This is a genomic window from Duncaniella sp. B8, assembly GCF_005304985.1.
Classification (GTDB): Bacteria; Bacteroidota; Bacteroidia; order Bacteroidales; family Muribaculaceae; genus Duncaniella; species Duncaniella muris.
The window spans coordinates 1,686,083-1,701,127 of record NZ_CP040121.1 but is presented as its reverse complement, the minus strand read 5'-3'; the positions used below and the strand labels follow the sequence as shown (position 1 = coordinate 1,701,127).

The 15,045-nt window shown below is 55.2% G+C and carries 8 protein-coding genes; 7 read left to right on the top strand and 1 reads right to left on the bottom strand.

The window, feature by feature from the left end:
- Positions 1–356: 356 nt before the first annotated feature.
- Positions 357–1,250 (bottom strand): hypothetical protein, encoded by an 894-nt coding sequence (locus FDZ78_RS07405; RefSeq protein WP_136408324.1) that lies wholly within the window; start codon positions 1,248–1,250, stop codon positions 357–359.
- A gap of 270 nt (positions 1,251–1,520) precedes the next feature.
- On the opposite strand from FDZ78_RS07405, the gene FDZ78_RS07400 reads away from it, so the two are divergent.
- From FDZ78_RS07400 to metH, 7 genes are all read left to right on the top strand, one after another.
- Complete coding sequence (locus FDZ78_RS07400) at positions 1,521–2,543, top strand: porin (protein ID WP_136408323.1); 1,023 nt, start codon at positions 1,521–1,523, stop codon at positions 2,541–2,543.
- 125 nt (positions 2,544–2,668) lie between these two features.
- Complete coding sequence (locus FDZ78_RS07395; protein WP_107031085.1) at positions 2,669–3,835, top strand: nucleoside recognition domain-containing protein; 1,167 nt, start codon at positions 2,669–2,671, stop codon at positions 3,833–3,835.
- A gap of 419 nt (positions 3,836–4,254) precedes the next feature.
- Positions 4,255–6,531: a hypothetical protein gene (locus FDZ78_RS07390; protein ID WP_136408322.1), complete on the top strand. Its 2,277-nt coding sequence runs from the start codon at positions 4,255–4,257 to the stop codon at positions 6,529–6,531.
- Positions 6,532–6,901: 370 nt separating this feature from the next.
- Complete coding sequence (gene pheT / locus FDZ78_RS07385) at positions 6,902–9,367, top strand: phenylalanine--tRNA ligase subunit beta (RefSeq protein ID WP_136408321.1); 2,466 nt, start codon at positions 6,902–6,904, stop codon at positions 9,365–9,367.
- 69 nt (positions 9,368–9,436) lie between these two features.
- Positions 9,437–10,174 (top strand): YebC/PmpR family DNA-binding transcriptional regulator, encoded by a 738-nt coding sequence (locus FDZ78_RS07380; RefSeq protein ID WP_107031082.1) that lies wholly within the window; start codon positions 9,437–9,439, stop codon positions 10,172–10,174.
- A 42-nt stretch (positions 10,175–10,216) separates the two neighbouring features.
- Positions 10,217–11,299, top strand: coding sequence for an SGNH/GDSL hydrolase family protein (locus FDZ78_RS07375; protein ID WP_136408320.1), 1,083 nt, complete (start codon positions 10,217–10,219; stop codon positions 11,297–11,299).
- 48 nt (positions 11,300–11,347) lie between these two features.
- Positions 11,348–15,013: a methionine synthase gene (gene metH, locus FDZ78_RS07370; protein WP_255575983.1), complete on the top strand. Its 3,666-nt coding sequence runs from the start codon at positions 11,348–11,350 to the stop codon at positions 15,011–15,013.
- Positions 15,014–15,045: the final 32 nt, after the last annotated feature.

Here is a 15,045-nt window from a genome sequence, read left to right as displayed (position 1 = left end):
TTTACAAAAAAACAATACAATCGCCTCCGAAAGCTTTGAGCGGCTATGGCTCTTCATTTCAGTCACATAGCTCGCTATGCTCCTTCAATTCAGAGCCATATCCATCTCAAATCTTTCGCTCAGATTTTAACTATTGTTATGAAACACCCTCTAATTGATCACAGCATTGAAAAATGGCCCCGGATTCAAATCCAGAGCCATCGAAAAATGAAATTCCCGCTGATACAATTAATTTACCTTATTTGATTAGTTTAAGTTTGCTTACCTTAAAAATTGTATTTATTCAAGTGTTTAACTATTATTGTTCTGACAGAGTTGTTACTATTGTGAGTTGAAATCAGTATTCAGCACAGCGCTCAGAGCGCCACTTTGGTTACTTTATCTCCCTGGCGGCGGATGAAGATGCCGTTTGAGGGATTCTCGACACGCAGACCGTTGAGATTGAAATATTCAACAGGCGCGTCATTGCTGTCAGCGCCGATGCCGACGATCGAAGTGGTGTCGCCGCCGCCGGGTGTCACAAGCCTGATTTCATTGATCACCACTCCGTAGGCCTGAAGCACAAATCCTTTTTCCTTGAGCTTGTCGGCCCACTGGTCGGTGAGGGTGATCGAGATAAGATCTCCTTCGGTGGTGAATAGTTCAGGGTTGTCGACGGAATTGAGTACAATGCCGCCCCAGTTTCCGATGATGGGCTGCATGATGACTTCCGGTCCGCGGTCGGAAGTTACGAACACCAGTTTGTCACCGGCTTTGGCATCGGCAAAAAGCGGAGCAGACAGATCGATGTTTTTCCATTCGCTGCGGCAATCTTCCGAGCCGAACCAGATAGCATCCGGATCAACTTCCGTTTCAGATGGCACATAGCTTATGCGCGAGATATTGTAGCCGTCGCCGAAGGGGATAAATCCGAGTTCCCTGGCGCTTTTTGCCTGGGCGGATGTCAGAGAAAATGTGACGGTAGCAGGCATTGTAAGATTGTCGGGGTAGACTGCGGGGCAGAGATCGCCGTTCCAGTCTCCTTTGGTCAGCAACAGGATAGCGCCGCTGTTGCAGCTGGCAACGCTGACTTCGATTTTGCCGCCGCCGGTAAAGTCGGCACACTGTTCGGCGCTGATGGTTGGGCCTGCGGCGTCCCACCTGACTGACACTCCTTCAGGAGAGTCGGACTGCCAGAGTACAACGGTTGTGGCGCAAACAGATGCCACGCTTGATATAAGCAGAAAAAGAGCAAGTAGATTTTTAATCATGGATCAATAAGATTTTGGGTTGTTGAATTGGGTTTTGTTGTGTGATACGATGCAAATTTAGTATGCCCGCGCCATTGGCAGGGATATGTCATGTATTCAGAAGGTGCAATCATGTCACATGCTTCAAATGTGATCAAAAATGACACATATTTACCATCCCCTATAGCAAAATTCCACCGCCGGATGAAAAAATAAACGAAAATTTCATTGCCATAGCAAATTTTAACTTATCTTTGCCAAACTTAGATTAAATACCACCTAAACACAACCATGAGAAAGACATTTCTGATTTTGTGCCTTGCCGCAGCCGCTTTCGCGCGTGCCGACGAGCCGGCAGGCGACCCCCTCGTGAAACTTCAGGCCGAAGTGAGGCTTGACTATCAGCATGACTGGCTTGACGGCCACACCGTCAAAGACAACACCGGTTTCGAGGGCAAATACATCAATTTCCGCCTTGACGGAAATATCACCGACGGACTGAGCTACTCCTGGCGTCAGCGTCTCAACAAGCCCCACAAAGATGCGTCGTTTTTCGATGCCACTGACTGGGTCTACCTCAATTACGATTTCGGACGCTGGTCTGTGGCCGGCGGAAAGCAGGTGGTGGCCATAGGCGGCTGGGAGTATGACCGCGCGCCGATCGACCTCTACGGCTGCTCGGTGTTCTGGAACAATGTGCCCTGCTATCAGATAGGCGGATCGGTCAGCTTCAGGCCTTCGGCGGCTGACAAACTGACGTTTCAGCTCTGCGAAAGCCCCTTTTACACGCCTGAAAACCGCGACATGTATGCCTACAACCTCATGTGGAACGGCCGTCACGGCTTTTTCGAGGCCATCTGGTCGGCCAACCTTCTGGAGTATGCCCCTGACCGCTACATCAGCTATCTGGCGCTCGGCAACAGGTTCAGTTTCGGTAAAGTCGCGCTTGAGCTCGACCTGATGAACCGTGCGGCTGCCGGCCAGACTTTCTTCCTGCGCGACATGTCGGTGATGGGCGAGCTTGCCTATGCCCCGACGGCCAAGTGGAAAGTGTTCGGTAAGATGACCTACGATGTCAACCGCACCCACAGCGATGCCGACCTCTGCGTGAGCCCCGGAACGGAGATGAAGATGGCCGGCGCCGGCGTTGAGTTCTTTCCCCTGGCCGACGGCCGCCACACTCTCAGGCTCCATGCAAACCTCTTCTACTCATGGGGCAGCAACGGCAACAGTGCCGATGTGATGCAGAACAAGACCATGCTTGTGGACTTCGGCGTAAAATGGAACATGCACATCCTCTCGCTGCGCCGCTGAAACTCCTCCCCGTTCACGTTTTTACCACCTTATTATATATATAGATATAGCAAACCTTGAATCCTATGCGGTAAGAGCGTTGTAGATTGCGCCCTCACTGCCTGACACCTATTCAAATCATCATCATGGAAAAAACCGAAAACCCGGCCCCGGCACGCTCATTCTCGCTGTGGCGCCTGATTCCAACCGGAGTGCCCTGCCTTGCAGTGGTCTTCGCCCTGTTCTGGTATGTAGGGTCGATCATGGGCCTCCCCAACATGCTCAACACTATCATGCACACGGCCCATGACCTGCTGCTCAACACTGTGTTCTACCTCATGGGCATCTGTGTGGTCACCGGAGCCATAGGCCGTCTGTTTGTGGAGTTCGGAGTGGTCAAACTGCTTGAAAACATCCTGCGCCCTCTGATGCGCCCGCTCTTCAATCTGCCAGGCGTGGCTGCCCTCGGAGCCACCATGACATTCCTGAGCGACAACCCCGCCATCATCTCCCTCTCGCAGGACCGCCGTTTCTGCCGCTATTTCAAGAAATTCCAATACATCTCGCTGACCAACTTCGGAACCGCTTTCGGGATGGGGCTGCTGGTCATGGTGTTCATGGTCGGGCAGGGCTACTACATCGAGCCGGTCATCGGCCTTTTCGGTGCCTTCTGCGGCTGCATCGTGTCGACTCGCCTCATGCAGTATTTCGTCATCAAGGCCTACCCCTCGTTTGCCGTGGAAGATGCGGTTGTCAAGGAGGCCGGCAAGCTTGAGGAAGAGGAGAAGGTGGAGACCAAGTCGGTCTTCATCCGCACACTCAATTCGCTGCTCGACGGCGGGCGCACAGGTGTTGATGTCGGCATCGCCATCATTCCAGGCGTGCTGATCATCTCTACACTGGTGATGATCCTGACCTTCGGGGCTTCGGAGAGCGGATATACCGGCGCGGCCTATGAGGGCATAGAGCTCCTGCCCTGGCTTGCCTCGAAGATCAATTTCGTGTTCGAATGGCTCTTCGGCTTCAGCGACCCGCATCTTGTGGCCTTCCCCATCACGGCTCTCGGTGCCGTAGGGGCGGCGCTGAGCCTCGTGCCCAATTTCGCAGCCCAGGGGTGGATCGACGGCAATGCGATAGCGGTTTTCACGGCCATTGGCATGTGCTGGAGCGGCTATCTCAGCACTCATACCGCTATGCTTGACTCGCTCGGCTACCGCGAACTGACCCCCAAGGCTATCCTCGCCCATACCATCGGCGGAATCGTTGCCGCCATCGTAGCCCACATGGTCTATCTCGGCATCAGCATGATCTGATCTCAGCCCCGATCGGGTACGCCATCCAGTGGCATCCCTCCGGAACGGTAAATCCGTGTCCTGTCGGACACGACATTTTTGTAATCATCTTTTCCCCCGACATCTGCGCGCATTGCGCTGCGGTGTCGGGGGCTACTATTAAATCGGTGTCCGGTCGGACACCGATTTACCATCACGCCTTGGCCGTCACTCCATTTTATCCTACCCGCCATTTCATCCCCCTTATTGTGGGATTCCGGCCTATCTTGCGGATTGACAGACGGGTGTCTATCGCATTAACAATTGTTAATAATCATTGGCGTTTGCTTTGATTTAGTATAAAATTATTATCTTTGCGCATAGATTGTATAGCTTAACTTTAGCCTTAACTATCTTCTTCTCATTTTTTACTTCAAACTGAGACCTTTACAGACCACACTATGCGTTTAAGCAACTTATTAGTAGGCGCTTCCATTGCGGGCGCACTGCTCACAGCATGTACAACCGACGAGATCACTATCCCCAAAAGTGAGCTCTATGCCCGTGAATTCATTAAGAAATTCGGAGTCATTGATCCCGACCGCGATCTCAACTCCGCAACACATTCAGGAATTAATGTTGTAACCACACGGCCGACAGATGTTAAAGTTTATGCCGACATCAACGGCAAGCGCTATCTGTTTGCCGAAGGCCATAAGCTTTCCGGCACAACGCCACTGACTTTCGACGTACCGAAATCAGTCAAAGAAGTCATTGTCGAAATAGACGGACGTCTCATAAAGGCGCCGTTGGGCGGAACTGTCCGCGCAAATACAACAGGCCGTGCCATATGGGAGAAAAAAGACAATGTCGTTGAGATCTCCAGAGTGGACTACCGTCGCCTTACCGATGAAGGTGTAATGGCCTTCAAAGACTATTTGCCGGAAGGAGTGGACAATATCGGAAAGGTGACTCAAAATTTCAGTTTTGTCGCAAACGGAGACTTTACGATTTATCCTGTTTACTGGTGTACAGCCAGCTACAATACCCTTGGCATCTATTATATTGATGAAGAGAAAAATGAAATGGTCCACATTCCGTTTTATACCAATAAAATTTTTCCGATAGATGGCACCAAAGGCAATCTGATATATACGCTGGAAGATCCTTATGCCGAGGATTATGTCCCTGCTAAAGACAATATACCTTTGATTGATGAATCCAGACCGCTTGATGCCTCTGTGCCATTAAACAATCAGGAATTAAAACCGGCTGACTTTAACAATAACGGACTGACAAGTTTTCTTGACTTCCAGGATGAAGACTGGTATATTTTCAAAAGACGGTATATCCTCAAACTTCAGGAACAGCATCGATATTATTTCAGCGGACATCCGTTTTCAGAGTATTTTGATATTGATTATCTTATAAAAGACTCTCATTTTGACCCTGCAAAAGAAAGAAAAATATTCGTCTCCGGCATAGAGGTCGAAGCAAAGGATGAGACACATGTCAACATAGTCAAGCTGTCAATGGGTCCGTTGAATGACTGGAAATATCCTGGAGATGAACAAGACAGCCATCCTTCAAACAAAGAAGTCAAAGGCTGGAAATCTCGTGGAATCCATGTCAGTATAGCTCCAGGCACCAAATTCGGCATGTATATTCGTGCATGGTATATGGGAGACCAAGGAATCCCGAAACCGTCGATTGACAATGTTGATATTGTGCGGTTGCCCTTGGATCCTGAAACCGGTCTACCTAAAAAAGACCAATATCGCCGCTTCTATTCAGAAGCAAAATACAATCCTGAAATTGGCGGCTCCAATGTGTTTGGCGCAACATACATGTATAAAGCTCCAACCGGAACATATCGCGTTCTTGGCTTTGAGGATTATGGTGTAGATGTGCATGACTTGAATGATATGATGTTCTTCATCTCATCAGAAATACATCAGGATATTCCTGATGTTAATGACAAAGACAATCCTGACCCTTACCAGTGGCTGATTGCCGCGGAGGACTTGGCGGGTACCTATGACTGGGACTTCAACGATGCCGTGTTTGCCGTCAGCGCCACAACCATTGTCGATGGTGAGGAAAACGGAGCCAAAAAGACCCGCATCACCGTTGAACCCCTCGCCGCAGGCGGTACATTGCCGATCTACGTGATGTTTAACGGCACAATCACCGATGATCAGGGCGATGGCAACGGTCAGGAACTCGGTCTCGGACACTACAACATCGGTCCGGAACTCCACAGATGGCTCGGCGGATATTACCGCAGTCCGATCAACGTCAAAGAACCCGTAGCCTCGGCCTCCGGCACTCCGCTGTCATTTATGGTAGACGGCGAATGGTCGCTGACCGATGAGTATCAGGACCGTCCCTCCTGGACGCAGAACGATGTCAAAGGCATGGGCGGATTCTATATCCTCGTCAATCCGAGCAATTCGCTGAACTATATCCAGACCGCTATCAGCCGCTTCGATGTGGAGCTTCTGAATGATGAGTCGCATTTCCACAAGGTGACCCCGCCCTCGTCGTTCGACAAGCAGGATCAGGTGGTGGTATCGCCCGAAATGCTTTGTCTTGAATCTTCCTGGTGCTGGCCTATGGAGGAATGCGGAATCCATGAAGTTTATTTCAACTTCGAGTCATGGCTCAAGGGCGACACCAAGGAATGGTATGCCGATCCGATGCATTGGGATGCACAGCGAGTGGTAAAGCGTAAGTGATATTCCCTCGTCACAAAGCCGATCCGCAAGGCGTGACGGTAAATCGATGTCCTCAGCCGGACATCAACAAAACTTAAAAACATCGTACCCCCGACACCTGCGCGCTGTGCGCTGCGGTGTCGGGGGCTACTATTAAATCGGTGTCCTGCCGGACACCCGCCAACCCCTGCACCATCCGGAATCACCGCCCTGACGGACACCGATTTACCATCACGCCCGTGTCATCCCCCATCCGGGGAACGGATTGACGTGTGCGGGGGAGGGGCGGTTTGCTGTATGCTTGCGTGATTTTTCTTGGGATTTCGGGATTTTGTTGTAACTTTGCATGTCCCAATCATTAACACTGATCATAATAACCGGAATACTGATCATGAACATATCATATAACTGGCTAAAAAAATATCTCGATTTCAGTCTGACCCCCGACGAACTCGCCGCCGCCCTCACCTCCATAGGCCTTGAGACCGGATCGGTAGAGGAAGTAGAGTCGATACGCGGAGGTCTCCGCGGCATTGTCATCGGCAAAGTGCTGACCTGCGTCGAGCATCCCAACAGCGACCATCTCCACATCACCACCGTTGATCTCGGCGACGGAGCCGAGACCCAGATTGTCTGCGGCGCGCCCAATGTGGCTGCCGGACAGACCGTTGTGGTGGCCACTGTAGGCACAACCCTCTATGACGGCGACAAGGAATTCGCCATCAAGAAATCGAAAATCCGCGGCGTGGAATCGTTCGGCATGATCTGTGCCGAAGACGAGATCGGTGTCGGATCGTCGCACGACGGCATCATCGTAATCACCGACGATGTGAAGCCCGGAACACCAGCCGCAGAATATTACGGACTCAGTTCCGACTGGCTCCTTGAAGTGGACCTCACCCCCAACCGCATCGATGCCGCCTCGCACTACGGCGTGGCCCGCGACCTCTCGGCCTGGATGGCGGCCCACACACAGGCCTCGGAACTCCGCCGCCCCGCAGTGGATGCTTTCGAGCTTGACAACGCCGAAGGCGGAGTGAGCGTGAATGTGGAAGACACCCAGGCCTGCCCGCGCTACACCGGCGTGACAGTCCGCGGTGTCACCGTCAAGGAGTCGCCCAAATGGCTCAAAGACGCCCTCTCTACCATAGGCCTGCGTCCGATCAACAACATTGTCGACATCACAAACTACCTGCTCCACGGCATCGGCCAGCCGCTCCACTGCTTCGACGTGGCCAAAATTGCCGGCGGAGAGATCGTGGTCAAAAACGCCCGCGAGGGAGAGAAATTCGTGACCCTCGACGGAGTGGAACACACTCTTGATTCACGCGATCTGATGATCTGCAACTCCGAGGTGCCGATGTGCATAGCCGGAGTGTTCGGCGGACTCGACTCAGGCGTGACCGAAGCCACCACCGACGTTTTCCTTGAAAGCGCCTACTTCAACCCGACCTCCGTGCGCAAGACCGCACGCCGCCACGGACTCAACACCGACTCCTCGTTCCGCTTCGAACGTGGCGTGGATCCCAACAACACTCTCTACGTGCTCCGCCTGGCCGCCCTGATGGTCAAGGAGCTTGCCGGAGGCGAGATCTGCGGCCCGCTGACCGACGTCTATCCCTCGGTGATCGAACCCGCCCGCGTCGACCTCAGATTCGACTATCTCAACTCGCTCGTTGGCAAGGAAATCCCCGCCGAGACCGTGGTCTCCATCCTCAAGAGCCTCGAAATGAACCTCTTGGAGGTCACAGACAAGGAAGTGAAGATGGAAGTGCCCACCTATCGTGTGGACGTGACCCGTCCGTGTGACGTGGTCGAGGATGTGCTCCGCATCTACGGCTACAACAACGTGGAGATCAGCGACAGCGTCCGCTCGGCACTCTCATCGCAGACCTTTGAGGACCGCGACAACGCCCTGCGCAACCTCATCAGCGAACAGCTCTGCGCCGAAGGCTTCAACGAGATTCTCAACAACTCGCTCACAGCCGAGTCCTACTATAATGAACTGCCCGGCTATCCCGCCGACCACTGCGTCAAGCTCCTCAACCCTCTGAGCAACGACCTCAGCGTAATGCGCCAGACACTCCTCTTCGGAGGCCTCGAATCGCTCAGCCACAACATCAACCGCAAGATGGCTGACCTGCGCATGTTTGAGTTCGGCAACGTCTACTTCTTCAACCCCGCCGCCGAATCGACCGCCGACCGAGTGCTCGCCCCCTACAGCGAAAGCTCGCGTCTGGCACTGTGGATGACCGGCGCCCTCCGTCCGGGCAACTGGGCCCGCAAGGAAGAGGAAGCCACGGTCTACGACCTGAAAGCCGTGGTTGCCAACATCTTCGCCCGCCTCGGCATCAATCCCGCCGAGATCAGACTTTCGGCAGGCACCTCAGGCCTCTATGCCGCCGGTCTCGACATAGCCACCCGCTCAGGCAAGGTCCTCGGCACCCTCGGCATCCTCTCGAAGAAGATAGCCGCCTCGATGGACATCAAGCAGCAGGTGGTCTACTGCGAGCTCGACTGGCATGCGCTGGTCAACCTCTCGATCCGCAAGAAAGTCAGCTACTCCCCCCTGGCGCGCACCATGCCCGTCAAGCGCGACCTCGCACTGCTTCTCGACAAGAGCGTCAGCATGGAGCAGGTAGAGGCCACAGTGCGCGAGAGCGAACGCCGTCTGCTCAAAGACGTGAGTCTCTTCGATGTCTATGAAGGCAAAAACCTCCCCGAAGGCAAGAAATCATATGCCATCGCCATCACCCTCCAGGACGATGAAAAGACCCTCCAGGACAAGCAGATCGAAGCCGTGATGAACAAGGTGATCACCAACCTCACCAAGAAACTCGGCGCCGAACTCCGATAAAAATCCGAAATTCCACTCAAAACAACCACACAGAAATCTCATAACTCTCATAAAAATCTCATAACAGCAATGGGAAGAGCATTTGAATACCGCAAAGCACGTAAGCTCAAACGTTGGGGTAACATGTCGCGCACATTTACCCGCATAGGCAAGGAAATCACCATCGCCGCCAAAGCAGGCGGTCCAGATCCCTCCACCAACCCCCGTCTGCGCGCACTCATGCAGAACGCCAAGGCAGCAAACATGCCAAAGGACACCGTAGAACGCGCCATCAAGAAAGCAACTGACAAAGACGCAGGCGATTACAAGGAAATCACCTACGAAGGATACGGCCCCCACGGCATCGCCATCTTTGTCGAAGCCGCTACTGACAACAACACCCGTACCGTGGCCAACGTCCGCTCATACTTCACCAAACACGGCGGCAGCCTCGGCACCCAGGGTTCGCTGACCTTCCTCTTCGACCACAAGAGCGTATTCAAGATCAAACCCAAAGACGGAGTCTCGCTCGAAGATCTCGAACTTGAACTCATCGACTACGGTGTAGACGAACTCGAAGATATCACCGATGACGAAAGCGGCGAAGAGCAGGTGATACTCTACGGTGCGTTTGAAGAATACTCCAACATCCAGAAATATCTTGAAGACAACGGCTTCGAGATCATCTCTTCAGAGTTCGAGCGCATCCCCAACGATCTCAAGGAAGTTACCGCCGAACAGCGCGCCGCCATCGAGAAACTCCTCGAAAAGATCGAAGAGGACGAGGATGTCCAGAACGTGTTCCACAACATGAAGGAAGAGGACTGATCCTCAACCACATACCCACACACATACGCATCACACAACATCATGCCTCTCTCACGCAGATTGACTGACGTTTGCGCCGCACTCCTGCTTGTGCTCCTGACCGAAGCATGCGGGGGTGCGCGCCGTTTGGATGTGAAGCCTTCAGACCCTTCCATCCTCTATATGGGCCGCATCCTCTGGGCCGACTCGCTCGCGCCTAAGTTCACCTGGCCCGGCACCACAGCAATGTTCAACTTCGAAGGCTCGGCAGTGGCTATGGCCGCAAGCCCCGGCAGCGGTCAGTTCATGGTCGAGATTGACGGCGGAGAACCGTTCAAGATCAACTTCACTCCCTCCGACTCGCTCATCACCCTCGCTGACTCACTCCCCGCAGGCCCCCACTCGCTGAGAGTGGCCTACGCCATAGAAGGCTATGAGAAGAATCCCGAATTCCGCGGATTCACCATCAGCGGCGAAGGAGCCCGCCTGCTCCCGCCCCCCGAACGCCCGGCGCTCAAGATGGAATTCATCGGCAACTCGATCACCTGCGGCTACGGCACCGAAGAGACTGACCCCTCCGTGGGTTTCAGCTATGACACCGAGAACCATACTCTCGGCTATGCCTATCTGACGGCCCGCGCGCTCAACGCCGACTTCAATGTGGTGGCGCGATCAGGCATCGGAATGTACCGCTCCTTCGGCGGACCCCGCGAGGGTACTCCGGAGCAGAGAATGCCCGTGGAATATGACCGCACTCTCATCTACAATCCGGAACACTACTGGAACCACTCGTCGTTTCACCCTGACATCATCTGCATCAATCTCGGCACCAACGACACTTCGCTTGACAATTATGACATCGACCGCTTCGAACTGGCCTACCGCAAGTTCCTGACTCACCTGCGTATGCTCCATCCGCAGGCAAAAATAGTGCTGCTGACCGGCTCGATGCTCCGAGGGCAGGCCCTGGCCGATGTCAAAGGCGCGCTTGACCGCCTTGCCGATCCCGAAAAGCAGATCTACCGCTTCGACATGTCGGAACAGACAGGCGAGCTGGGCTATGGCGCCGACTATCATCCCTCCAGAGCCCAGGCGGCGAGAATGGCCGAAGAGCTGACCGCCTACCTGCGCGACAATCTCCTCTGAGCCCCCGCTTATTTTACTTACCCACACAACCTCTAACGAACTGACGTTTTGGAAGACTTCTCTTCGCTCCTGCGCGAGCGGATAATGATACTCGACGGTGCGATGGGCACCATGATCCAGAGCTACGGGCTCGGCGAGGCCGATTTCCGCGGCGAGCGCTTTGCCCAGTGGCCCACTGACCTGCGCGGAAACAATGACCTGCTTGTGCTCACCCGTCCGGATGTGATAAGCGCGATCGCATCGCAGTATATCGACGCCGGAGCCGACATCATAAGCACCGACACCTTCAACGCCAATTCAATCTCTATGGCTGACTACGGCATGGAGGCGCTGGTCAGCGAGATAAACCGCACCGCGGCCTCGCTGCTCCGCAGTCTGGCCGACAGCCGCCGCGCTGCAGACGGGCGCCGCATATGGGTGGCCGGATCAATCGGCCCGACCAACAAGACGGCCTCCATGAGCCCCGATGTCAACGATCCTGCTCTGCGGGCTGTCTCTTACGACGATCTTTTCAATGCCTACCGCGAACAGATCGCAGCCCTGATAGAGGGGGGCGCAGACCTGCTGCTCTTCGAGACTATCTTTGACTCGCTCAACCTCAAGGCCGGACTCGATGCCGCGCGCGACGCTATGGACGCCGCCGGCCGCGAGCTCCCGGTGATGCTTTCCATCACACTTTCAGGTCATGACGGCCGCACGTTCTCCGGACAGACCATTCCGGCCTTCATGGCCTCGGTGGAGCACTTCCCGATAGCCTCGATAGGCATCAACTGCTCCTTCGGCGCGGCTGACATGAAGCCCCATCTCAGAGAGCTTGCCAAGATAGCCCGCTGTCCGGTAAGCTGCCACCCCAACGCCGGGCTTCCAAACGCTATGGGCGAATATGAGGAAAGCCCTGAGACAATGGCCGCGCAGATTGCCGGCTTTGCCGATGAGGGACTGGTCAACATCGTAGGCGGCTGCTGCGGCACCACTCCGGCCCACATCACGGCCATCAGCCGGGCCGTGGCGGGAAAACCGGGCCGCACATTCAGCACCGACACACCCGCCGGAATGCACCTGTCGGGCCTCGAACGTCTCGACATCCTGCCTGACAGTCTCTTCGTCAACGTGGGCGAACGCTGCAACGTGGCCGGATCGCGCAAATTCCTGCGTCTGATCAAGGAAGGCAAGCTTGACGAGGCCCTGAGCATTGCCCGCAAGCAGGTTGACGACGGAGCGCAGATCATAGACATCAACATGGACGACGGCATGATGGATGCCCGCAAGGAAATGTGTGGCTTCCTCAATCTGATCGCATCCGAGCCTGACATAGCCCGTGTGCCCGTGATGATCGACTCCTCTGACTGGCAGGTGATCGAAGCGGCGCTCAAATGTGTGCAGGGCAAGTCGATAGTCAATTCCATCTCCCTCAAGGAGGGCGAGGAAGTCTTTCTCGACCATGCGCGCCGCATCCGCCGTCTCGGCGCCGCCGCAGTTGTAATGGCTTTTGATGAAAAGGGCCAGGCCGACGTTTTCGAACGCAAGACAGAAGTCTGCGCCCGTGCCTACCGTCTGCTCACCGAGCGAGTGGGCTTCAACCCCGAAGACATAATTTTCGACCCCAACATACTTGCCATAGCCACCGGCATGAAGGAGCATGACCGCTACGGTCTCGACTTCATCCGCGCCGTGGAGTGGATCAAGCAGAATCTGCCCGGAGCCAAAGTGAGCGGCGGCGTCAGCAACCTGTCGTTCTCATTCCGCGGCAACAACTATCTGCGTGAAGCCATGCACGCCGTGTTCCTCTACCATGCCATAGCCAAAGGCATGGACATGGCCATTGTCAACCCCTCCTCGTCTGTGACTTATGAGGAGATCGAGCCAGGTCTGCGCGAACTGATAGAAGACGTGGTTCTCTATCGGCGCGAGGATGCGGCCGAGCAGCTGATGGCCCGCGCGCAGGAGATGCTTGCCGCCAAGGAGCAGGGTGCTGATCCGGCGCGCACTGAGACCGCCGAGGCCTGGCGCGCGCTGCCAGTGGGCGAACGTCTGACCCACGCGCTTGTCAAAGGCATCCATGACCATCTCGAAGAGGATCTCGCCGAGGCTCTTGCCGCAGGCACTGATCCGGTCGACATAATCGACGGCCCGCTGATGGAAGGAATGAACCGCGTGGGCACGCTCTTCGGCGAAGGCAAGATGTTTCTGCCACAGGTGGTGAAAACCGCCCGCACCATGAAGCGCGCCGTGACCATTCTCCAGCCAGTGATCGAGAGCCGCCGCGACAGCCGGCAGTCAGAAAAGGCCGGAAAGGTGGTGTTTGCCACCGTGAAAGGCGATGTGCATGACATCGGCAAGAACATCGTGTCGATCGTCCTTGCCTGCAACAACTACGAGGTGATTGACCTCGGAGTGATGGTGCCTGCGGAGGATATCGTGGCCACCGCCTTGCGTGAGAAGCCTGATCTGGTGTGTCTCTCCGGCCTCATCACCCCCTCGCTTGAGGAGATGGCCCGCGTGGTCAGGCTGATGGAGGAAACCGGGCTGAAAATACCGGTGATGGTGGGCGGCGCCACCACTTCGCGCATCCACACGGCAGTGAAGATAGCCCCTAACTACTCAGCGCCGGTGATCCATGTGCCTGACGCCTCGCAAAACCCGCTGATAGCCGCCCGTCTGCTCAACCCTGACACCTGTGAGGCTTTCATTGCCGAACTTAAAGAACAGTATGACACCCTGCGTGAGCGCGAGCGCCTCCGCACCGTGGCCACGGTGTCTCTCGCCGAGGCCCGCAGGCGTTCGGTCAGAGGCTGTCTTAAACCGCATGTGCCCGTAGCTCCTGCCGCTCCGGGGCGTCACCGTATTGACATACCCGTCAAAGAAATCATCCCCTATATCAACTGGCACTTCTTCTTCAATGCCTGGAAACTGCCCGGAGATTTCGCCTCGGTCACAGCCCTGCATGACTGTCCGGCCTGCCGCCGTGCCTGGATCGAAAAATATACTCCGGCTGATCCTTCAAAAGGCGAGGAGGTCATCAGGCTCTACCGCGATGCGTCCTCGCTGCTCGACCGCTGGAGCGGAGAAGATCGCTGCGCGAGTGCAATAGTGAAACTCTGCGAGGCTCATGCCGAGGGCGATGACATTGTGATGGACGGCATCCGCATCCCCACTCTGCGCTCACAGGCTCTCGGTGCGGGCGAACCATCGCGCGGACTTTCCGACTATCTGGCCGAAAGCAGCGACTATGCGGGCGCCTTTGCCGTGAGCATTGATTTTGCAGATGAAGTCCGGGCCGCTGATGAGGCGGCTGACAGCTACCGCTCACTCCTGGTGCAGAGCCTGGCCCACCGTTTGGCCGAAGCTGCCTCGGAGTGGCTTCACGCAAAAGTGCGCCGCGAACTGTGGGGCTATGCTCCTGCCGAAAATCTTTCGCTGAAGGAGCTTTCGCAGGCTCGCTACACGGGCATCCGGCCCGCTGTAGGCTATCCCTCCCTGCCCGATCAGAAACTGACATTTGTGCTTGACAGTCTGCTCGGACTTGGAGACATAGGCGTGAGCCTGACCGAAAACGGAGCAATGGAGCCTTCAGCCACAGTCTGCGGCCTCTATATAGCTCATCCGGAATCAAGCTACTTCATGCCGGGGCGCATTGCCGACGACCAGATTGCCGACTATGCCCGCCGCCGCTCCCTTGACACGGACCAGGTCAGAAATCTGCTTGCCTATTAGGCACTTTCCCCGAACCCTCAACCGCTACAAAC

What these genes read in the sequence shown, in the direction of transcription:
- FDZ78_RS07395 (WP_107031085.1), top strand. Translation starts at nt 2,669, where the DNA reads ATGGAAAAAACCGAAAACCCGGCCCCGGCACGCTCATTCTCGCTGTGG.
- FDZ78_RS07390 (WP_136408322.1), top strand. Translation starts at nt 4,255, where the DNA reads ATGCGTTTAAGCAACTTATTAGTAGGCGCTTCCATTGCGGGCGCACTG.
- FDZ78_RS07380 (WP_107031082.1), top strand. Translation starts at nt 9,437, where the DNA reads ATGGGAAGAGCATTTGAATACCGCAAAGCACGTAAGCTCAAACGTTGG.
- pheT (WP_136408321.1), top strand. Translation starts at nt 6,902, where the DNA reads ATGAACATATCATATAACTGGCTAAAAAAATATCTCGATTTCAGTCTG.
- FDZ78_RS07400 (WP_136408323.1), top strand. Translation starts at nt 1,521, where the DNA reads ATGAGAAAGACATTTCTGATTTTGTGCCTTGCCGCAGCCGCTTTCGCG.
- FDZ78_RS07405 (WP_136408324.1), bottom strand. Translation starts at nt 1,250, where the DNA reads ATGATTAAAAATCTACTTGCTCTTTTTCTGCTTATATCAAGCGTGGCA.
- FDZ78_RS07375 (WP_136408320.1), top strand. Translation starts at nt 10,217, where the DNA reads ATGCCTCTCTCACGCAGATTGACTGACGTTTGCGCCGCACTCCTGCTT.